Here is a 22,669-nt window from a genome sequence, read left to right as displayed (position 1 = left end):
AACATGAAGAGATTTTTATCAATAATGGCAATAGCCTTGTTAGCGTGCATCGCAACAATGGCTGCCACAGCCAAAAAGACGAATCTGAAAGTACTCTATGTAGGAGGTCATTCCGACATAGAGACTTTTGGAGTAGCAGACTATGACAAGGAAGCTCATGCCAAGAGTATCGTGAAAAGAACTGCCGCCTGGAAAGTCTTTCTTGAAACATATTTCACTACAGTGAAAACGGTACAAGGAAAAGACTACAACTACAGGATGTCATACGACTATGATGTAACCATCATTGATGGCGACCCAACTCCTATTGAGCCACGTCGCACAATCATTGAAAATGACAGATTCAGCAAGCTGATACCAGCCAAGTATTTCCCAGAGAACTTTGACCGTCCTGTCATCACCATCGCAGACGAAAGCGAGACAACAGGTCGCTATATCGGTGTGAAAAACGACTGGTATTGTCTCTGCCTTCTTGGTCATGCTTACAACATGAATACCAAGAGTGCCATCTTCAAAGGTCCTTATAAGGTGAAGATAACCACCACAAATCGCCCAACTCCTGCAGGCGCAAAGGAATATGCAGAAATGTGCCAGGAGAAGCTTCCAGATATGATTCCGATGTGGAAAGTACAGAATAAAGACTATAGCAACACCAAGGGTTATAAGGCAGGTTTGGTTACTCGCCAGTGGGGCTATCTGGATTCTCCTGATACAGAAATCATATCGGGTGGCGAAAGTGCCAAGAGCTATGGAGCCATCGCCATCGGTCGCCATGCCAACTTCTTGCATTGGGGTTTCTCTGCGTCTCCTGCAGATATGACAGAAGAAGCTAAGCCGGTTTTCCTCAATGCAGTTATTTATATCAACAAGTTTAAAGGTCATCATATCATTGCCCGCAAACTCAATGAGGGAATTTCTACCCGCACTACAATTGATGAGCACAAATATACCGTAAGCAAAGAAAACTACGAAGCTTACAAAAACTCGATTGAAGGTTTTAACAATCAGATTAAGCATCTGGCGGATTCACTTCAAAAGGTGGTTGCTGCTGGCGGCAAGATGAGCGAAACAGACAAGATGTATATGAAAATGGCAGAAAATCCTCAACCCATTCCATCCTATATTGACTATGTAAAGGAAAGGGCAGGAGAACTGTATGAAATGTTTGGCACCGATGTTGACAAATATTCAAGCTATTATACCGAAAATCGCCCATATTTCTATGGCAATCTGAACGATTATGATATTAAGCTCGATGAAGATGCCAAGAGCATCGGCATCGCCAATAACGACAAGCGTATCCTTGACAAAGCTATCTCCATGTGGGAAAAAGGCCAAGACATAGAGAAGGCAAAGCGCATCCTCTATCGCTATACGTTGCTCCGTTACGACAATGCCAAGCAATGGCGAGAGTGGTATAATAAATATCAGAGCAAACTCTTCTTTACTGAGAGCGGAGGCTGGCTGTGGCTGGTCAATGATCTCGATCCGAAGACTCCAGGCAATGACTACAGCGTTCTCAAATTCTACGATTTCAATGAAAGCAACATCGCTCCTATCCAAGAGAAAGCAACCAAAGAAGAGCCTGTTGCCCTATCATCCGCTGTCAGCACTGTGGGCAAAGACAAGGAACTCATCATCCGCATGAAGATATATCCAGACTATCACATCTATGCAAAGGTAAGCGATCAGGACCCTTATATCCAGACGACTTATGACCTCAAGGCAGAAGGCGATGTCAAACTGGTAGGCGAACTTCAGAAACCTGTTGGCAGACCTATGGCAGGCTCTAAATCTATCATCCTTGAAGGTGAGCAGATTTTCCGTCAGAAGATAGAAGGCAAATCGGGTAAGATTACCTTTATAGTCAACTATCAGGCTTGCGATAGCCATGTTTGTCTGATGCCAAAGAGCAAGACTATCACGATAGAATTATAAAAATATTGGTTTAATTTTATAACAAGAGAGAATGAAAGAATTTGGAAGAATGAAACGAATCCTTTTCGCTACCTCCCTGCTTGTAGGAGCAACCCTATGTGGAGGAACCAGTACTGCTATGGCTCAGCAGCCAAAGCACCAGACGGTAACTATCAATGCAAAGTCGATGAGCGTGAAACAGTTCTTCGCTGAAGTCAAGAAACAGACTGGCTTGAACTTCATCTACAGTACAGATTTGGCAGCCAAGTTGCCACACATCACGGTGAATGCCACCAACCGCCCGTTGCGCCAAGTACTTGACGAGGTGATGAACAAGGTGAACTGCCGTTATGAGATTGAGGGTAATATCGTGACTATCACTCGCCGTATAGCAGGTGAGAGAGTTCGTAATGTATCCGGTGTCGTCACCGATGAAAGTGGCGAGCCACTGATTGGTGTGTCCGTATGCATCGACGACAGCAAGGTTTGCACCATCACCGACAGCAAGGGTTTCTATACCTTGAAGGTGCCAGCCAATGCTTGCACCTTAAAGTTCAGCTACCTCGGCATGAGCAATGCAGAATTGCGTCTGGGAAGCGGTAGAGCACCTTTAAGCCGTAACATACAGATGGTTACCGACAATCAGCTTTCTGATGTTGTGGTAACAGGTTATCAGGAGATTTCCAAACCTAAGATGACAGGTTCTGTCACTACCATCACCTCAGCCAAATTGGACGAGCGTTACACCACCAACATCATGAACAACCTCGAAGGTCGCGTGGCAGGTCTTTCCACTTATAATGGAAAGATGACTATCCGTGGAACCTCCTCTCTCTATGCCGAGACCACCCCATTGCTGGTAGTGGATGGCGTACCTGTAGAGGGAAACATCGACGATTTGAACCCTTACGACATCGAGAGCGTAAACATATTGAAGGATGCCGCAGCCAATGCCATCTATGGTGCCCGTGCATCCAATGGTGTCATCGTTGTAACCACCAAGAATGCCAAGAAGGCAGGCAAGATTGACATCGACTTCGCAGCCAACCTCACGGTATATGAGAAGAAGAACGTAGATTATGCCGACAATTTCTATATGACTCCAGAACAGCAGGTGGATACCGAGGCCAAGTATTGGGACTACTATTTCTTCCATAATGATGGTGAAGTGGCTGACCCTATCGGTAATACTGCTCAGTCAATCTCTAGGGGTACCCAAGCGGTAACTCCTATCGAATATGCCTATTACCAGCGAGCTAAGGGAGAAATTTCCGAGGAAGAATTACAGAACCAGTTGGCTTCTTTCAAGAAGAACAACTATGCCAAGGAGTATGCAGATGCTGTATATAAGCAGAGAGTGATGCAGCAGTACAACCTCTCACTTCGTGGCCGCAGCGATAAGTTCACCAACAACCTGACTATCAACTATAAGTATGACAACAGCGGACTGATCAATCATTTCGCCAATCAGTTTAATGCCCAATATAAGGGTTCTTACAATGTAGCCAAGTGGCTCACAGCCTCCATGACTATCAATGGTATCTATAGCAAGAGTAAGGAAGTAGGTTACGACAACAATAGCTACTATAGCGATATCTGGAAACAACCAGCCTATATGCCATTCTATAATGCTGATGGAAGCGTCAAAGGACAACACTATTGGTATGATGGCAATGATTACATGACCTTCGGTTCTCCTTTTGAGGATTTAAGTTCCAATCCAGTGGATGAGTATTACAATAACACCCAGGTTACCCGCCGTCAGTATATGCGCTATCATGGAGATTTGCTCTTCAAGATTATTGACGGATTGACTGCCAATGCCCAGTTTGTATATGAAACCAATCATAACACCGTAGAATGGAATGCAACACAAGATAGTCATGTGATGCGTACCATGCGTAATGCTTATTATTATCAATCTGCAGATGGCACTATCAAGAACTACGTTCCTACCACTGGCGGTCTGCTCCGTACTACAAATAGTGACGGACGTTATTGGACAGCACGTGGACAGTTGAATTATGCCAAGACCTTTGGCAAGCACGACATCATGGCGATTGCCGGCTTGGAATTCCGTGAAACCAAACTGACAGGTTCTAAGGCCTTAATGTTAGGTTATGACGACCAGTTGCAGACAAGCTCTACCCACACAATAGACTTTGGAACATTGAGTACCATGAACTATTCACCTCTTTTCTTTGGCGCCTCAGGTGGTTTCCCTGCAAACCAGTTTGTATTCGATCCTTATATCAATGAAGGAATGGGAGTTGTTCCTGAGACTCACCACAAGTATGCTTCTGGTTATTTCAACCTCACCTATACTTATGATGAGAAATACAATGTGTTCGGTTCATTCCGTAAGGACTATGCTGATGTATATGGCTTGAACGCCAAGTTCCGCGGAACGCCACTCTGGTCTGTAGGTGCAGGATGGTTGATTCATAATGAAGACTTCATGAAGGATATCAAGTGGGTAAACTTCCTGAAACTCCGTGCCAGCTATGGTGTAACTGGTAACATCTATCAAGGTGCAACCAGTTATATGACAGCTACATCAGGAGAACTCAATCAATATACCAACTTGCCATACGGCACCATCGAAAGTCCTGCCAACCCTAACTTGAAGTGGGAGCAGAGCCGCACCACCAACATCGGTATCGACTTCGGATTGCTCGACAACCGCTTGCGTGGTTCCATCGATTATTATAACAAGGTGGCAAAGGATGTGTTCTCTTATCGCACCCTCGACCCAACAACGGGTTTCACCTCTATGTTCGTCAACATGGCTTCTATGCGCAATCGTGGTATAGAATTGCAGATTACTTATGATTGGCTGAGAGGGGCAAGCCGTAAGAATTGGAGTTGGACCACCAACTTCACCATGTCACACAACAGTAATATTGTAACCGATGTAGAGAACCCATCAAACAGCGCATACGAGTTGATTGAAAGACCATACGTCAAAGGAAAGCCATCCAGCGCCCTCTGGTCATACCGCTTTGCTGGCATCAGCGACCAAGAAGGCGAGAAGGGTCAATCTCTGTTCTACATTGAGGATGGGGGCAAATCTCACAGTGCAACAGGCAAAAGTATAAGCATCTTGGAATACTCTGGCCAGAGCGAGCCAAAGGTTATCATGGGTATGGACAACAGCGTAAGATGGAACGGATTCTCTTTCAGCATTCTGATGGCTTACTATGGCGGTCACATGATGAGAGCCTTGGCGCATAATGAAACACTCTCAAGCACCTGGAGCACCGCTATCGCCAGCTATTTCCTGAATGCATGGACACCAGAACACCCAACAGATATTCCAGGCATTGGCAGATACGCCTCTACAACGATTGGCTCTGAAACAACCTATGGCAATAATGCTATCCATCATGCAGACTTCCTGAAAATCAGAAACATCGTATTGGGCTATGACTTTCCGCAGGAGTGGTTCAGAGGAACAGGCATTAACCGCCTCTCTCTCCGCTTCCAGATAGACAATCCTAAGTATCTATGGGTAGCCAACGATGTGCATGTTGACCCAGAGACTCTTGGACTCCGCAATCCAAGTTCATACATCTTTGGTCTGAACATCAGTTTCTAATCTTTAGAATCATATAACATAAAAAGTAAGATCACAATGAAAAAAACAATATACAGTTTACTGGCAATCACAGCATTGCTGTTCTCATCTTGTGAGAGTTTCACCGAATTAGAGCCAAAGGGCAAGAACTTGCTTACCACAACCGACCAATTAGAAATGCTTCTCAACAAAGAGTATGAGGGATGTTCCTCTGATATGCGACAAATGGCTGGTGATATGATATATGCCTACAGCAATGTAGCAACTATCATCAGTCAGCCAGTTAAGACCCGCAACGTCATCATCTGGACTTACGATGAAGCCAATATGGACAAGATGGCAGAATTGACTTCCAGTGATCAAGACTACACTAATTTCTACGGCTACATCGGCACGATTGCCAACCCAATTCTCTCAAAGATTGATGCCGCATCTGGTACAGAAGCAGACAAGAAACTTTTGAAAAGCGAAGCCCTGACATTGAGAGCCTGGTCATTCTATATGTTGGTCAACAAGTTTGCCAAGGCTTACAATCCAGCTACAGCTGCTACAGATCCAGGAATTATCCTGATGACAGAGGATAAAGATATCCAGACTGCTCAGTCTAAAAGCACCGTAGAGGAAGTTTATCAGCAGATACTCAAGGATGCCAATGAAGCAATTGAGATAGATGGTCTTCCTAACTCTGCCGTTAACAAAATGCGCTTCAGTAAGCCCACAGCTTATGCCGTAAAGGCATTGGCATTGCTCAACATGCAGAAGTATGACGAGGCAGAAGAAGTGGCCAAGCAGGCTATCGCCATCAATGGCACTATTAACAACTATAATACCTCATATCTTGGTAGTACCCAAGGTCATATAACAGGCGGGACTTATCCTGTTATCAATCGTGGCAAGAAAGGAACCGATGAGGATTATTTCTTAAATGGAAATTCTGAAAGCTTCAATGCTTACACCCCAACTACCATGGCAAACTTTGAAGCTGGACATGCCTATAAGGACAAGATGAGCAATATGAATATGATGTATGATTACATGATGGATGCCGGAGTAAGTATGCTGGGTGAAACTGGTTTCAATTTTACTTTTGATCTCAACTCGTTATGGAATGATGGTGGTCTTCGCTCTACCCAGATGTATCTCACCATCGCCGAATGCGAGACCCACAAAGGCAACTACGATACAGCCATGGAATATCTCGACAAGGTGCGCGTAAACCGCATCGATCCTGCCAAGTATCAGCCCCTCAAAGGCACAGTCAGCACCAAGGAAGAAGCCATCAAGCACGTGAAGCAGGTGACCATGAATGAGGACATTTACTCTGTCAATATCTTCATAGACAAGAAGCGCTGGAACCAGTGCGATGGCTGGAAGCAGAACTATAGCCGCACACTTGCTGGAAAGACTTATACCATCACTCCAGACAGTAAAATGTGGATATTCCCATTCCCTCAGAGCGTGATAAACAATAATGGTAATATCACACAGAACTACAAAGAATAAGAAAACAATATACAAATTTCCGAAAACGAAAAGAGGTCAAGCAAAGCATTTCAACAAGCTTTACTTGACCTTTCTTTATCTCCCTTTACCTATACCGATAAAGCAGTCGAACCCTTTTTGTCTGCATCTTACAGGAATCCGGAGGATCGCCTACTGACTGGTAATGTGTAGTGAGAATATCGTGAGGGATAACCCCAAATCGTGATGGATGATAGATGATTACATAAAACTTATTCACGAATACGGCTGCATCGGGTTACAAATACGGCTGCATCGGGTCACGAATATGGCTGCATCGGGTTACGAATATGACTGCATCGGGTTAAGGATATGACTGCGTAAGCTAACGGAGACGTATCCGTAAGCTTATTGAGACGTCTGCATCAGCTAACAGAGACGTCTGAACTCGCGGACTGAACTACTTGAGTTGCTTGACTGAACTACTTGAGTTGCTTGATTGAACCACTTGAGTTGCTTGACTGAACCACTTGAGTATTCTTCTTCATGTGCTTGCATGCAACCATAAAACTTTTTCAGCAACTTTTCCCGGAAGTATGGAAGAAGGCAGAGTTGAAGGCAAACATGAGGCCAACACAGAAACAGCACAACGTTTGCTGGCAATGGGACTTTCTGCCGAACAGGTTTCCAAAGCTACCCAGCTACCTTTGGAAATCATTAAGAATCTGAGCAATTCAAAAAACTCAAGTTTCGCATGTAAGCTCCACACGCTCCAGGTATCAGAACACCATGGTATCCCCACATGCCCCAGGCATCAGAAGAGCATCATGTCCCCACACGCCCTGAAAGGAACTTTTGGACCTTCAGCCCGTACTTAAACCACATGCGAAAGTTCAGGACTCTAATAATTCATTCCGAAGTACCAGAGAGGGATGATGATTCCATGCCCCGTCTCTATATCGTCTTTTACGATACGTCCGTTTTTTACATCCTCTATCTGCTTTTTGCCTTTCTTCCTTCCGCCAATCTCAAAGGTATAATCACCAATGGTAAAGTCGGAAACCCTGGAGGAAGTAACGTCTTGTTTTTCTCTCATCTGATTGTAGAAGAAAGTTTCCCTTATGTTTCCTATGTTGGGATTAGAGGTGAGTACTGACATCAGACTTGGGTTATCTACATAAACTTTTTCCACCTTCCCCAGATTGCGCATTCCCGAAGTATCATCTCTGAGCAGACCTATCATTCCTGCACGCTCCAGATAGACGAGATAATCAGGCACGTTGTTCTTGCTTACCCCGATTTCTGTGGCGAGGTTATCTACGCTTGGCTTGTAGGGAGCCAACCCGGAAAGAATGACGAGCATACGCTTCAGCTTGCGTGCTGTTGAAGCTTTCATATCAGCATATTGCGGAATGTCAACTTCTACCGTCTGGTCTATCACCTGCAGCATTCTTTGCGTAAAATCTCCCTCTATGGCAAATGGGTAATAGCCATGGTCGAGGTACGCTCTGAAAACAGGCAATGGATGATCCAACCCCGGAATCTCTACCTGGTGATTGAGTATTTCGTCGAGACTGAAAACTCTGGTCTTGATACCTTCAAAAAGTTGCAGGTATTCCCTGAACGACAAGCCTTGCATCATATACATCAGCGCCCGACGACTCAGATCAGCTTCGCCCTTTTTGATGTCCAATACCGATGAACCGGTGAAGATAAGGTTCAGGGATGGGTGCATGTCGTAAATTTGCTTCAGTTCTCTGCTCCATCCGGCATACTTGTGAATTTCATCTATATAAAGATGTGTACCACCCTCCTTGATAAACTCGTCAGCAAAGTCAACCAGGGAATGATTTGAAAAATAGATGTTGTCGGCAGACACATACAGGTGATGGCCTTCCTTAGACAGCTTGATGCGCTGAAGTATCATGGTGGATTTTCCAACACCTCGCGGACCAACGATACCTACTAATCGTCCATTCCAGTTGATTTCATCATATTTATATCTGATGAAATCAAGCGGAGTACGTTTCAATAACTCCGCCATGTATTCATAAAGTTTATTGTCTATCATATCTTGCTCTTTTAGATGAATATCGTTTAAAACTGCAGCAAAGATACAAATAATCCCTCAATGAGGGACGGATTCTTTCGAAAAGTTCCCTCATTGAGGGATGAATTTAATCATTTTTATCCCTCATTGGGGGATTTTTACACATTGTATTACCAAATGAGTTCGTGCCAAACTTGGCAAAAAACGCAAGTTTGGCACGAACTCAACTTATAGTTTCAGGAGTTTGGCAAACTCCCAGACTACAATACCGGCGGTGACGCTGACATTCAGGGAATGCTTGGTACCGAACTGGGGAATCTCCAGACAGCCATCGCTCATATCCACGATGTTCTGCTTGACTCCCTTCACCTCGTTACCGAAAATCACGGCGTAGCCTTTGGAGAGGGAAGGGTGAGCCTCAGGCAGGTTCTGGAGCTTGGTGGAGCCTTCTACCTGCTCGATGCTATATACAAAGTAGCCTTTCTGCTTCAACTTCTCTACCGCCTCTTCGGTAGTCTTGAAGTATTCCCAATCCACGCTGTCTTCGCCACCCAATGCCGTCTTATGAATCTCGACATTGGGAGGGGTGGCGGTGATTCCGCAGAGATACACCGCCTCTACACGGAAGGCATCGCAGGAACGGAAAACACTTCCTACATTATATAATGAACGCACATCATCCAGGACCACTATCAGGGGCAGCTTCTCGGCTTCCTTGAATTCCTCCAGGGTGAGGCGGTTCATCTCTATCGTTCTTAATTTGCGCATTATAATATACCTTATTATATATAATATAATCAGAGGCGGTTAAGCCTCTGCCTCTTTGGTCTTGTAGGCAAGGGCGTACATGCGAATCTGCTTGATCATCGCCAGAAGACCATTGCTGCGGGTTGGACTCAAATGGTCTTTCAGACCAATTTTCTCTACGAAATAGAGGTCGGCATCCATAATCTCGGTTGGGGTATGACCGCTCAACACACGGATGAGGAGGGCGATGATACCCTTTACGATGAGCGCATCGCTATCGGCAGTGAATACGAGCTTGCCATCTACATAATCGCATTGCAACCATACGCGGCTCTGACAGCCGTCGATAAGGTTCTGCTCGTTCTTGTATTTCTCATCGAGAGGAGCCAACTCGTTGCCCAAGTCAATGAGCATCTGATACTTGTCCATCCAGTCGGTGAAATCCTGAAACTCCTCTACTACTTCATCCTGCAATTCATTAATTGTTGCCATTATTTTATTTCTTTAATTTCGTTTACTGTAATCAACTTATAGAGCTTGTCGTTAGGGCGTACCTTATCTGGTACAGGGATGGAAACTCTCCAGCCCTGCTGCGCTGTCTCTACCGGTTTCAGGTCGTAGCGGATTTCATCGGCACGGAGATACATCACACCGGTGGTGTTACCCGTAATCAGCAGTTTCTCGCCCTTGTCGAAGGTAGATGCCTCTACGGCTACTTCTGCCACACCCAACTTAGAGAAATATTTCATCACCTTGCCCACGAGCACCTTCTTCTCGGTAGCTACGGAACCATAATGCTTGTTCCATTCACCGAGAGTCTGGCCCTGGTAATAACCATCCCAGAAACCACGGTTGAAGACGGTGGCGAGTTTCTCATCCCACTCATCCTTCTTCTCCTCGGTAAAGGTTCCGTCGAGCACGGCAGCTATTGCCTCCTTATAACATTTCACTACGGTATATACGTATTCAGGACCACGGGCACGGCCTTCAATCTTGAAGACGCGCACACCGGCATCCATCATGCGGTCGATGAAGCGGATGGTCTTCAGGTCCTTCGGACTCATCACATACTTGTTGTCGATTTCAAGCTGGTTGCCAGTTTCGTTATCTGTAACAGTATAACTGCGGCGGCAGATCTGCACACACTCGCCACGGTTGGCAGAGCGGTTGGCATTGGCAAGGCTCATGTAGCACTTGCCCGATACAGCCATGCACAGAGCACCATGACAGAACATTTCGATGCGGATCTGCTTGCCCATAGGTCCGCAGATGTTCTGCTGCTCTATCTGCTCATGGATGTGCTTCACCTGGTCCATGTTCAATTCACGTGCCAGTACGGAAACATCAGCAAAGCGTGCATAAAACTTCAAAGCCTCTGTGTTTGAGATATTTAACTGTGTGGATAAGTGAACCTCCTCGCCCACTTCATTGCAATAGCTCATTACAGCCACATCGCTGGCGATGACGGCAGAGATGCCTGCCTCCTTGGCAGCATCGATGATTTCCTTCATCGTTGGGATGTCGTTGTCGTAGATGACTGTATTGACGGTGAGATAGGTTTTGATACCATGCTCGTTGCAGGTGGCAGCAATCTCACGCAAATCATCGATGGTAAAATGGTTGGCTGAATGGGAACGCATGTTCAACTTGCCGATACCAAAGTATACGGAGTCGGCACCAGCCTGTATGGCAGCAGCCAGTGACTCGCGTGAGCCCACTGGTGCCATCACTTCAAATTCGTTTATCTTTGTATTCATGAATGCAATTATCTTTTTTCGGGTACAAAGTTACACCAAAATGAAGACAAAACACAGAAAAATGGAGAAAAAATGACATAAATTCGATTATATTGACAAATCAATCACGATTATTTGTCTATATTTGCCTATAAATAAGAATATATCCCTAGGATATTCTTCTTTTTATATGAATCCTATCCAGTCTTACGGCTGGTATTATTAACCAAAGTGAAAGCAGATGAAGAATGTTTTTACCTCAGGAATGATTCTGTTCCTGGCAATGACCACAACGGTTAGTTGCACACAAGAAAACGTGATGCTTGAAACAACACCACAAGTCAAGAACCAAGAAGTAAGATTCTGCTTCTTCGAAAGCTCCATTGTACCTATCGGTCAGGATGAAGAGAGCAATCTTGCCAGAACGAGAGCCGACGGGAGCAAGCAATCGCTCAAGGATGCAAAACTCTACACAGATCTGCAAGTATGTCTCATTCCGAAAGGAGATGAAACTACTGCCGGCTATACCGTAAGACAGGAAAACTGGGATGACAAATTCGGAAACGTCAGCCTGCAGGTGCCGGCAGGAGAATACACGCTCGTTGCCGTAGCAGCAAAAACTGATTTGCAGCAGGAAGAACGAATCGAAGTAAAATCAAGGTATGAAATGACCTTTGCCAACAATATCGTACGCGATATGGCGTATACCCTGCAGGATATCAAGGTGGAATCGGGCAGCAAAGCCGTAACACAGAATGTTTCGCTGAAACGTGCCGTCAGCTGTTTTAAACTGCAAGCTACCGACCCGATGCCTCTTACTACCAATACGCAGGATATCACGATAAGCGGAAGCTGCGGTACGGTGTTCAATCCTTCTACCGGATTCTGCAAAGAAAAGGCTACCATCACCCGAAGTTGGACTTTTGACCCCAAAGAATACCAGAACCCATACATCAAATTCACCCTCTACACCCTTCTGACCGACAATGATGTAACCGACATTCATATAACAACTGCTGGAAAGGACAAGGAAGGAAAAGCAGTAAAGACCGTCAGCTTTGACAACGTACACCTGGTTATCGGAAAGAAGACTACCTATACCGGTCCGATTTTTACCTACCCTAACAATATGTCGTTCACAGTCAACCAGCCGGAGATTCCAGCATCAGGCTATGACAAGAAATTTTAATAACCCATGGCGTTTTAAGAAAGATTAATGCCACAGATTAAAATCTTTTTTGTATTTTTGCGGCATGGAAAGAAAGAACATTATAACCATAGGACTCGCTCTGCTTGTATTCGCCGGTTGCGGATACAGACAGCAGCGAGCCGGTATCTCAGAGACAGGTGGAGGCGAGGATTATCTTCCGGAGCATATCCACCTAATCAGCACTACGCCCGTCAAGGACCAGGGCAACAGCGAACTCTGCTGGGCATACGGCATGCTTGCCACCATCGAAAGCGAGCACATCATGAAGGGGGATTCCGTGAATCTCTCCATCGCCTACATAGCCCGCATGATGCTGGAAGAACAGGCACTGGAATATTACTTTGCACAGGGAAAGAAGGACATCAGCCTGAGCGGTACTGCCCCGATGCTGATACATTATATAGATAAGTATGGTGCACAACCTTACGACAGCTATGAAGATCCGAAGCACGTGAACTACAAGGTGCTCTGCCGCAAGGTGCAGAAACTGTGCGATGGCGCCATCTCGCAGAAAGCGGGCATCAGCCAGCTCAAGGAGGAACTGAACGACCTGTTTGACGCAGAAATAGGCTACATGCCTGCCAAGGCCGTACACATGCTGGGTGCCGAATATACCCCTCAAGAGTTTGCCCACAGCGTATGCTATCCCGAGGAGTATGTATCGCTCACCAGTTTCTCGCATCATCCTTACAGAGAATACTTTGCGCTCGAGATTCCCGATAACCGGATGCACGATGCCTATCTGAACCTTCCGCTCGACGAGCTGATGCTCCACATCAGGAAGGCGGTAGAAAAAGGACACCCGGTATGCTGGGAAGGTGACATCAGCGAACCTGGCTTCAAGGAACCAAGAAAGAACTGTGTAGACATACAGCCGATGGAACGCCCCGTGACCCAGGCATCGCGACAGAAGGAGTTTGAACAGCTTCGCACCACCGATGATCATGTGATGGAAATCATAGGTACCTTCATGAAAGGCAAGCAGAGATTCTACGTCTGCCGCAATTCATGGGGCAAGAACTGGGGCAACAAGGGACTCATCTACCTATCGGAAGACTATCTGCGCCTCAAGACCATCGCCGTGTTCATGAGCGAAGATGCATATATAATATAATAAGGTATAAGCTCCCAAACAGGCTTCAGACATAAGAAATATGTTAAAATGGTTGACATACATCAAATAGCTGTTAAATAGCACGTGTGTGCGCACACACATAGTTGATTTATATCAAAAAAGAGGCTTTTTTATGTGATTTTCTCTTAAAACATTTGGTGGGTTCGGAAAATCGTCGTACCTTTGCATCGTCAATAAGACAAAAAGGTTATTAGGTTTTTAGGTTAAGATTGTTAGTTGTTTTAGGTTATTAGTTAGTTTAAAGGTAAATTTAAGATTGTTTATTCAGAGAAACGGTATTAGTTAAGGTAAAGAAAAGATTGTTTATTCAAGGACGACAAAAAGTTTAGGTTATTAGGTTTTTAGGTTTAAGATTGTTAGTTGTTTTTTTATTAGGTTTTAGTTTAAAGGTAAATTTAAAGATTGTTTATTCAAGGACAACAGGATAATTCAACAGGTGAGTTGAAGGTAAAAAGATCAAATGTATGGGATAACCAAAGATGACGCCTGAGCAGAATTGCTGCTTCGGGCTTCGTAATGGAAAGGGTAACAAAAAGCCCTTGAGTTATGAGAAATTTGGGAATATCGTATTAGAAGAGCGCAATTTCGAAATCATTCGAAGTTGCGCTCTTTATTTTTTCTGAAAATAACCGCCAAATTATTTTGTTTTACCAACGAAAAGTCGTAATTTTGCAGAAGATATATAAAGATAGGAAATTATGGCAAGACATCCTCTTTGGAACGAAGAATACTGGCTCCTGCTGTTGCAGCTGTACCAGAAGAAGCCCATGGGCGTGAAACCTCTCTATTCGAAAGGGATGGTCGACTTGAGCCTGGAACTGCATATTCCACCTGAGTTTCTGCACGAACAGATGTTCAAACTCAGAATGGTGACTCCGAGAATCAAGCGACTATGGGAGAAGTATGCCGATAAGCCACAGAAACTGAAGCGCGATATACAGCGCATCAGGCAGATGAACGGCTGCGGAAACGCCATACAGTTCTTCGAGGGAGTGGAAGTGAAGGAAACATTCGAGAAAAACTGGGAACCACTGGAAAGTGAACCATCGCTCACCCCCGTGAAACTCATCATCATCCTCGATCTCTACTTCCAGCTCACACCAATCACCATGGTGCCGGAAACACCGGAAATCATAGACCTGGGAAAACTCATCAGGACATCACCGAAGGTCATTGCCGAGGCGATGGGCGTATTCATGTACTGCGACCCCTATCTCAACCGCGAAGATGTGCTGATACACCCGCTGCTAGAAGCATGCAGCGACATCTGGCACCAATACGGAAACGGAAATCCAGACAGGCTTTACCAGCTTGCCAACGAACTAAAAGAATACTTTAAGTAATTATGGCTCAAAAACTCATACAGACACAGGCACAGAAGTTACAGCAACTTCAAAGACTTTCAGCCCAGCAAATGCTGCAGGTGAAACTGTTGGAAATGCCGCTCACGGAACTGGAAGACAGTATCAATGCAGAACTGGACGATAATCCCGCTCTGGAAAGCGAGAACCCAGACGACATGCTCAACGAGAATGTCGCCAATGATGATTCGCCCGCAGATGATGAGTACGACAACAGCAGCGATGAGGATGCCTACGAGGCTGAATCTGAAAAAGAAGAAAGAAAAGACGAACTGGACCAGGCACTGGAAAGCATCGGAAAAGACGACCAGATGCCTGACTACAATACAGACAGATACAACAACCAGGACAGCGCTGACTACGAAGAAATGGTTTACGGCGACACTACCTCTTTCTATGATAAGCTGAAGGAACAGATGGACATGCAGCCGCTCAGCGAAAAGGAGAAGGAAGTAATGGAATATCTCATAGGTTCACTGGATGACGACGGACTGCTCCGCAAGGACCTGGACAGCATCTGCGATGAACTCGCTATCTATCACAACATCGATGTTACGGAAAAAGACATCGAGCACGTGCTCCACATTCTACAGACCTTCGACCCAGCCGGTGTAGGAGGAAGAAGTCTGCAGGAATGCCTTCTGCTGCAGGTTAAGAGACTGCCGAGAGGTGTGCTCCGCAAGACGATGGAAGAGGTGTTTACCGACTATTTTGACGAGTTTACCAAGAAACATTGGGACAAGATCAAGGCAGGACTGGAACTGAACGATACACAGGTAGAAACCCTGCAGGCAGAAATCAGAAAGCTGAACCCGAAACCGGGCGCATCGATGGGCGAAACAGAGGGAAGAAACATGCAGCAGATTACCCCCGACTTCATCATCGACACCAATGACGACGGAACGATTACATTCTCGCTGAACCGTGGCAACATTCCGCAACTGACGGTTTCGCCATCATTCACCGACATGATTGACACCTACAGGAAGCATAAAGACAAGATGAGCCGGAGCGACAAGGAAGCCCTGCTCTACGCTAAGGAAAAGGTAGACAAGGCACAGGGATTCATCGAAGCCATCAAGCAGAGAAGACATACCCTCATCGTCACCATGAAGGCAATTATCGACATACAGCGGCAGTTCTTCCTGGATGGAGACGAGGCTGACCTGAAACCGATGATTCTGAAGGATGTAGCAGAACGCACGGGACTGGACATCAGTACCATCTCGAGAGTGAGCAACGTGAAGTATGCCCAGACTAAATGGGGCACCTTCCCGCTGAAGTTCTTCTTCACAGACAGCTACACCACTGAAGACGGCGAAGAGATGTCTACCCGCAAAATCAAGATTGCCCTGCACGACATCATCGAGAAAGAAGACAAGAAAAAGCCGATCAGCGATGATGCACTTGCCAAACTGCTGAAGGAGAAGGGATTCCCTATCGCACGACGTACGGTGGCAAAATATAGGGAGCAACTGGGCATACCGGTGGCACGACTCAGAAAATAAGATAGTGGTATGAGTCAGGAAGAAACCGGGGCCCACCACAAAATATTTGAGAGATAAAAAGAATATATACGTTATTAGTGTTATGAAAGAGAAGAATATCATATTGACAGCACGCATCATGAGCATGATCTTCACGCCCTTCTATCTGCCGATGGTAGGACTGATTGCTCTGTTCATCTTCAGTTATATGTCGCTGTTACCGATAGGATACAAACTGGTGATGCTGGGCATGGTCTATCTCCTGACCGTCGTAGCTCCATCGCTACTCATCCACCTCTACCGCATGGTTCAAGGCTGGACCTCGCGTGAACTGGGCAAGAAGGAGCGTCGTATTGTGCCTTACATCCTCTCTATCGTATGTTACTTCGGCTGTTTTTTCTGGATGGAATACCGCAATACGCCTCGCGTCATCAGTATCATCGTAGTGGTAGCGCTGGCGATACAGATGATTTGCGCCTTCATCAATGTATGGTGGAAGATCAGCACCCATACGGCAGCCATCGGAGGTGTGGCAGGAGCTCTGGTGTCTTATTCTGTAGCCTTCAATTTCAATCCGCTGTGGTGGCTCTGCCTTGTGCTGATGATGGCAGGCGCAGTAGGAAGTGCCCGCATGATACTCCGACAACATACGCTGTCACAGGTAGTTGCAGGATTCCTGATAGGCACCGCCTGTTCTATATTGGTAATATAAAGTTTATAATAAAATATAAGAAGAAATGAAACCATTAGTAAGCATTATTATGGGCAGTACAAGCGATCTGCCTGTTATGGAAAAAGCATGTAAGTGGTTGAACGACAACCAGATTCCTTTCGAGGTTAATGCCCTCTCTGCTCACCGTACTCCAGATGCAGTAGAGTCATTCGCCAAGGGAGCTAAGGAACGTGGCGTGAAGGTAATCATCGCCGCTGCCGGTATGGCTGCCGCCCTTCCTGGTGTTATCGCAGCATCTACTCCTCTGCCAGTTATCGGTGTGCCTATCAAGGGTATGCTCGATGGTCTTGATGCCATGCTCAGCATCATCCAGATGCCTCCTGGCATTCCTGTAGCTACTGTTGGTGTAAATGCGGCTCAGAACGCTGCCATCCTCGCTGCCGAAATGATTGCCCTTGCCGATGAGGAAGTGGCTCAGAAGGTAGAGGCTTGGAAGGCGGGGCTCGGTGCCAAGATCGAGAAGGCCAACAAGGATCTGGCTGAGGTGAAATACGACTTCAAGTGTAATTAATCTAATATGCGATATGCCCCATTCTTTTGGGGCATATCTTATCTTATATATTATGGTAGATTTATTCAATTATACCCGCCGTGCCTCTTCTGTGGCACATATCGGAGCCATCGACCTGGGTGGCGATAATCCTATCCGCATCCAGTCGATGACCACCACCAACACCAATGATACTGAGGCTTGCGTTCAACAGGCTGAGGAGATTATCAAGGCTGGTGGCGAGCTGGTGCGCTTCACCACTCAGGGTTCCCGCGAGGCAGAGAACATGAAAAACATCAATGCCGGCATCCGTGCCGACGGCTATCAGACTCCTCTCGTAGCCGATGTTCACTTCAATCCTAACGTTGCCGATGTGGCTGCTCTCTATTGTGAGAAAGTACGCATAAACCCTGGCAACTACGTGGATCCTGCCCGCAAGTTCATCAAGCAGGAATATACTGATGAGGAGTATGCTCACGAACTTCAGAAGATTGAGGAGCGTTTCGTACCTTTCCTCAACATCTGCAAGGAGAACCATACTGCCATCCGCATCGGTGTGAACCACGGTTCACTCTCCGACCGCATCCGTAATCGCTACGGCGATACCCCTGAGGGCATCGTAGAGAGCTGTCTCGAATTCCTGCGCATCTGCAAGAAGGAGAATTTCCACGATGTGGTTATCAGTATCAAGTCATCCAATACCGTTGTCATGGTCCGCTCTATGCGCCTCCTGGTTGAAGAAATGGAGAAGGAAGGTATGAATTATCCGCTCCACCTCGGTGTAACCGAAGCCGGCGAAGGCGAGGATGGCAGAATCAAGAGTGCCGTAGGCATCGGTGCCCTCTTGGCTGATGGCATCGGCGATACGGTTCGCGTGAGTCTGAGCGAGGAACCTGCTGCAGAGATTCCAGTTGCACGTCATCTGGTAGATTATATCGGCAAGAAGAAGGGGCATCTGATGATTCCTGCCGCAACTTGTCCTTCATTCGACTGGCTGCGCCCTACCCGCCGCGAAACCGTGGCTGTTGGCAATATCGGCGGCAATAATGTGCCTGTGGTCATCAGCAACCGAATCAACGGCGAGAGCACCGCTTGTGAGAACAAGGATGCTACGCCTGATTATATCTATATAGGCGGCAAGATGCCTAAGCAGTTTGTGCCAGGTCAGAGCTACATCGTAGATTACAATGTTTACGAGACGCTGAACAGCAAGCCAGAGACTACTGGTGCCAAGCTCTACCCTATCTTCCCAGCCATGGCAATGCCGCTCATCGCCAGCATCAAGGCCGACGTGAAGTTCCTCACCCTGCAGTTTGGTACTCCAGCCGAGGAATACATCGCCTGCCTGAAGGCTCATCCAGAGGTGGTGGTTATCTGCGTCAGCAATCACCAGAACCGCCTGGGAGACCAGCGTGCATTGGTTCACGAGATGATGAATGCCGGCTTGAAGAACCCTGTGGTTTTCGCAGAGATGTACCAGCACAGCAAGGAGGAGAAGAGCGACTTCCAGCTGGAGGCAGCAGCCGATATGGGAGCCCTGATGATTGATGGTCTGACCGATGGTATCTGGCTGATGAACAATGGAGACATCCCTGCCCAGACAATAGATGAAACCGCCTTCGGTATTCTCCAGGCAGCCCGTCTGCGCACCAGCAAAACCGAGTATATCAGTTGTCCTGGTTGCGGCAGAACCCTCTACGATCTCCGTGAAACCATCGCCAAGATCAAGGAGGCAACCAAGCATCTTAAGGGCCTGAAGATTGGTATCATGGGCTGTATCGTGAATGGTCCTGGCGAAATGGCGGATGCCGATTACGGCTACGTAGGCGCCGGTCCTAACCGAGTAAGCCTCTACCGCAAGCAGGTTTGCATAGAAAAGAATATCCCGCAAGAGGTGGCAGTAGAGCATCTGCTCGCTCTCATCGACTCGGATAAGCAATAATTATTTAGGCACGGATTACACAGATTACACGACTCTTTATTAGAGATTATGATATGGTTTATTAGCAGTTGCGCCATAAATCCGTGTAATCCACGTAATCCGTGCCTAATTTATACCCGCCCCTAATCACTCCCCGTTCCTAATCCATAGTGCCTTCAAAAGTTCAGGAATGAATGTTATCTTTAAGTTAATCTCCACCTCTTTATATAGCTCTTTCACAAAAAAAATGTATCTTTGCAACTGTAATCATCAAAAACTGAAAAGATTATGGCAAATACTAAACTGCTCCTGGTAGAGGATGATGAAAACCTCGCCTATATGGAGAAAAGTTGCTTCGAAGATATCATCGGAGGATATGAGGTGAAAACCGCCGTAAACGGCAAGGAAGGACTGAAGGTATGGCAAGACTTTCAGCCCGATGTCATCGTATCTGATATCGACATGCCCATCATGGACGGAATAGAAATGGTGAAGAAAATACGCGAGGTTGATGGAAAAACCATTATTCTGTTTACCACCGGACTCACCTCGCCGAAGGACCTGAAGGCAGGTTATGCTGCCGGAGCCAACAACTATGTGAAGAAGCCGTTTATTCCAGAAGAGCTTGATGCTCACATACATAGCCTACTCCAACTGAAAGCCGGAGCCCGCAGTGAAAACGCCAGCAACCAGATAAAACTGGGTAAATACATTCTAGATGCCGACCATGCTACTCTGAAAGATACGCAGGATGGTAAACAGAAAATGCTCACCGCACGAGAGGCAAAGATTCTGGAACTGCTGGCAGTAAACAAAAACGAGGTGGTGCGCCGCGAAGCCGTATTGAGCCGGTTCTGGGGAGTGGAAGACAAAGACTATTTTGCTTCCAGAAGTTTGGATGTATTCATCAAGAAAATCCGCACAGCGCTGGAAGACGAACCGGGCGTAGAACTGAAAACCATCAGAGGTGTGGGATTCAAACTCATCGCAGAATAAGCATCCCCCACCTCCTAATAACATCATACGAGAATCAAATTAGAATAAAGATAAAAAGACAGAAAAGACATCATTATGCTGAAAGCGATATTATACTACATACTGTTCCTGGCAGAATATCTCATCACCATCTTCCTGGGAGGATTCCTGGTGGGACTCTACATGGCAATGAACATGGATTCGGGCTCCCACAGCCAGCAGATAGGAGCCCTGAAGGAATCCGTCTATCCGTTTATAATAGTCATCGGATTTCTGGGCATACTCATCGTATGGTTCACCTTCGGACATTACAAATTCTCCAGGTTCTCGCTTGGAAAGGTGATTCCTGCAGCCAAATGGAAGGCGATGACCATTTGCACCATGCCGATTCTAGGCTTCACCATGGTCTTCTATTCCATCATGAATCTCTTCCATCTCGACTTCCTTCCCAAGCAGATGATGGATATTAGCTATCTCGGCTTCCTGCCTTTTAATATCAACGGATCGTTTATATCTGCCTACATATTCTTCGGCGCCATTCAGGAGGAACTGATTCGCTGCGGCAAGAAGAGTTGGGTGCAGCTGCTCACGCTCTCAATCATGATGCTGCCAGCCAGCATGATGTCGGTAACACCCAGTGGTGATATCAATGTAGATCTGACCGTGCTCGGTTTTATCACCCTCTGCTATTGCAGCTGGATATACGGCAAGACACGCAGCACCATCATTCTCTTCGTGCTTTATTTCGTATCCAATCTGGTTCCCTTCCATTTTGAATCGAAAGTGCTCGGCATATTGCTCCTGATAGCCGGTACAGCATTAACCATAGGCGGATTCGCTGCCCTGAGCAGGAAACTGCCTGAAATGCTTGTGAAAGATGAAAACGAATAGAACCAAAATACTCAGCACCACGGCGCTGATAGCCGTGCTCTGCATGCAGCTGTTCTGGATGTGGAACTCCTTCGAGATGACCGTTCACCAGATGGGGTTTGAAACACCCTGGAACCTGGCACCGGATGTCAGGGCACAGGCCCTGCTCGCAGCCTTTTACGAAAGCAAGTTCACCGTTCTCACCTCTCTCCTCACCACGGTGGTCATCATCCTGAGCCTTATCGACCAAATCAACTATATCGATGAGCAGGAAAGGGTTCGCCTGCTGCGCGAGGATTTCTCCTATGCAATGGTTCACGACATGAAGTCGCCGCTCACCTCCATCATCATGGGAACCAAATATCTGCACAGCGACGTACTGGAGAAGAAGCCGGAAATGAAGGAGAAATATTTCTGTATCGTAGAAGACGAGGCACAGCATCTGCTTGCTCTCATCAACCGCCTGCTTACCATCTCAAAACTGGAACATGGTAAACTGAGCATCCAGAAGGCTGAAATAGATCTGGAGGCGATGATAGAGGATGTGGTGGATAAATACAAGGCGAAATCGGCGAAACCGATTCATATCACCACCCTATTCGGAGCCACTTCGGCACTGGCAGATGAGGAATATCTGAAGGAGGCTATCAGCAATATAGTAGATAACGCCACCAAATACTCGAAGGAAGAAATCAACATTCAGATTTCCACCTCCGAGAATGACAAAAATGTATATATCAAGATATACGATGAGGGTATCGGCATAGCCAGAAGTGAGATGAAAACAATCTTCAACCGCTTTGAGCGTGCTGCTGAGCACGAAAGAGACGCCCGGAAGACCCGTGGCGGCTTCGGTATCGGCCTGAACTACGTGCTGCAGGTAATCAATGCCCATGGCGGCAAAGTAAGCGTAAAGAGCGAAAAAGGCAAATGGTCGGAGTTCACCATATCGCTGCCGAAATAATCAGCTTGCACAACCATATTAATAACAAAGCTCCC

At 46.4% G+C, this 22,669-nt stretch carries 17 protein-coding genes and 1 pseudogene; 14 read left to right on the top strand and 4 right to left on the bottom strand.

The window, feature by feature from the left end; all coding sequences use genetic code 11:
* The first annotated feature begins 3 nt into the window (after positions 1-3).
* The 4 genes and pseudogenes from ONT18_RS12710 to ONT18_RS17410 all read left to right on the top strand — a co-directional run.
* Entirely contained in the window at positions 4-1,938 is a 1,935-nt protein-coding gene (locus ONT18_RS12710) for a protein-disulfide reductase DsbD N-terminal domain-containing protein (protein ID WP_264905872.1), read from the top strand.
* Positions 1,939-1,969: 31 nt separating this feature from the next.
* Positions 1,970-5,515, top strand: coding sequence for a SusC/RagA family TonB-linked outer membrane protein (locus ONT18_RS12705; protein ID WP_264905871.1), 3,546 nt, complete (start codon positions 1,970-1,972; stop codon positions 5,513-5,515).
* A gap of 36 nt (positions 5,516-5,551) precedes the next feature.
* On the top strand, positions 5,552-6,997 hold the full coding sequence (locus ONT18_RS12700; protein ID WP_264905870.1) for a RagB/SusD family nutrient uptake outer membrane protein: 1,446 nt from the start codon (positions 5,552-5,554) through the stop codon (positions 6,995-6,997).
* A 554-nt stretch (positions 6,998-7,551) separates the two neighbouring features.
* Positions 7,552-7,692 (top strand): annotated as a pseudogene (locus ONT18_RS17410) (Rpn family recombination-promoting nuclease/putative transposase); the annotation flags it as partial.
* A 164-nt stretch (positions 7,693-7,856) separates the two neighbouring features.
* On the opposite strand, the gene ONT18_RS12690 reads toward ONT18_RS17410, so the two are convergent.
* The 4 genes from ONT18_RS12690 to ONT18_RS12675 form a co-directional block, all read right to left on the bottom strand.
* On the bottom strand, positions 7,857-9,026 hold the full coding sequence (locus ONT18_RS12690; protein WP_264905868.1) for an ATP-binding protein: 1,170 nt from the start codon (positions 9,024-9,026) through the stop codon (positions 7,857-7,859).
* 207 nt (positions 9,027-9,233) lie between these two features.
* Positions 9,234-9,773, bottom strand: a complete 540-nt coding sequence (locus tag ONT18_RS12685) for an RNA methyltransferase (protein ID WP_022120523.1) — start codon at positions 9,771-9,773, stop codon at positions 9,234-9,236.
* 39 nt (positions 9,774-9,812) lie between these two features.
* Positions 9,813-10,244, bottom strand: coding sequence for a SufE family protein (locus tag ONT18_RS12680; protein ID WP_006848257.1), 432 nt, complete (start codon positions 10,242-10,244; stop codon positions 9,813-9,815).
* Positions 10,244-11,509 (bottom strand): peptidase U32 family protein, encoded by a 1,266-nt coding sequence (locus tag ONT18_RS12675; protein WP_218458715.1) that lies wholly within the window; start codon positions 11,507-11,509, stop codon positions 10,244-10,246. Before ONT18_RS12675 ends, ONT18_RS12680 begins: the two co-directional genes overlap by 1 nt.
* A 220-nt stretch (positions 11,510-11,729) precedes the next feature.
* On the opposite strand from ONT18_RS12675, the gene ONT18_RS12670 reads away from it, so the two are divergent.
* The 10 genes from ONT18_RS12670 (at position 11,730) to ONT18_RS12625 (ending at position 22,634) form a co-directional block, all read left to right on the top strand.
* Positions 11,730-12,677, top strand: coding sequence for a FimB/Mfa2 family fimbrial subunit (locus ONT18_RS12670; protein WP_264905867.1), 948 nt, complete (start codon positions 11,730-11,732; stop codon positions 12,675-12,677).
* Positions 12,678-12,741: 64 nt separating this feature from the next.
* Positions 12,742-13,812 carry a C1 family peptidase gene (locus tag ONT18_RS12665; RefSeq protein WP_264905866.1) on the top strand — a complete coding sequence of 357 codons (1,071 nt, stop codon included), beginning with the start codon at positions 12,742-12,744 and terminating at the stop codon, positions 13,810-13,812.
* A 719-nt stretch (positions 13,813-14,531) separates the two neighbouring features.
* Entirely contained in the window at positions 14,532-15,176 is a 645-nt protein-coding gene (locus tag ONT18_RS12660) for a hypothetical protein (RefSeq protein WP_022120516.1), read from the top strand.
* A gap of 2 nt (positions 15,177-15,178) precedes the next feature.
* Positions 15,179-16,702, top strand: a complete 1,524-nt coding sequence (gene rpoN / locus ONT18_RS12655; RefSeq protein WP_118254468.1) for an RNA polymerase factor sigma-54 — start codon at positions 15,179-15,181, stop codon at positions 16,700-16,702.
* A gap of 82 nt (positions 16,703-16,784) precedes the next feature.
* Entirely contained in the window at positions 16,785-17,393 is a 609-nt protein-coding gene (locus tag ONT18_RS12650; RefSeq protein WP_118190458.1) for a phosphatase PAP2 family protein, read from the top strand.
* 25 nt (positions 17,394-17,418) lie between these two features.
* Positions 17,419-17,925, top strand: coding sequence for a 5-(carboxyamino)imidazole ribonucleotide mutase (gene purE, locus ONT18_RS12645; protein ID WP_006848250.1), 507 nt, complete (start codon positions 17,419-17,421; stop codon positions 17,923-17,925).
* 52 nt (positions 17,926-17,977) lie between these two features.
* Positions 17,978-19,846: a 4-hydroxy-3-methylbut-2-en-1-yl diphosphate synthase gene (locus tag ONT18_RS12640; RefSeq protein WP_264905865.1), complete on the top strand. Its 1,869-nt coding sequence runs from the start codon at positions 17,978-17,980 to the stop codon at positions 19,844-19,846.
* 267 nt (positions 19,847-20,113) lie between these two features.
* The gene (locus ONT18_RS12635) at positions 20,114-20,821 is read left to right on the top strand and encodes a response regulator transcription factor (protein WP_022120513.1); all 708 of its coding nucleotides are present in this window, start codon (positions 20,114-20,116) and stop codon (positions 20,819-20,821) included.
* Between the two features lie 75 nt (positions 20,822-20,896).
* On the top strand, positions 20,897-21,691 hold the full coding sequence (locus tag ONT18_RS12630; RefSeq protein ID WP_119227804.1) for a hypothetical protein: 795 nt from the start codon (positions 20,897-20,899) through the stop codon (positions 21,689-21,691).
* Entirely contained in the window at positions 21,678-22,634 is a 957-nt protein-coding gene (locus ONT18_RS12625; RefSeq protein ID WP_264905864.1) for a sensor histidine kinase, read from the top strand. The genes ONT18_RS12630 and ONT18_RS12625 overlap by 14 nt, the downstream gene beginning before the upstream one ends.
* Positions 22,635-22,669 lie beyond the last annotated feature (35 nt).

This window comes from Segatella copri, from assembly GCF_026015295.1.
Taxonomy (GTDB): domain Bacteria; phylum Bacteroidota; class Bacteroidia; order Bacteroidales; family Bacteroidaceae; genus Prevotella; species Prevotella copri_C.
Note: the sequence above shows the minus strand (reverse complement) of the source record. Positions and strands in the feature narration are given on the sequence as shown.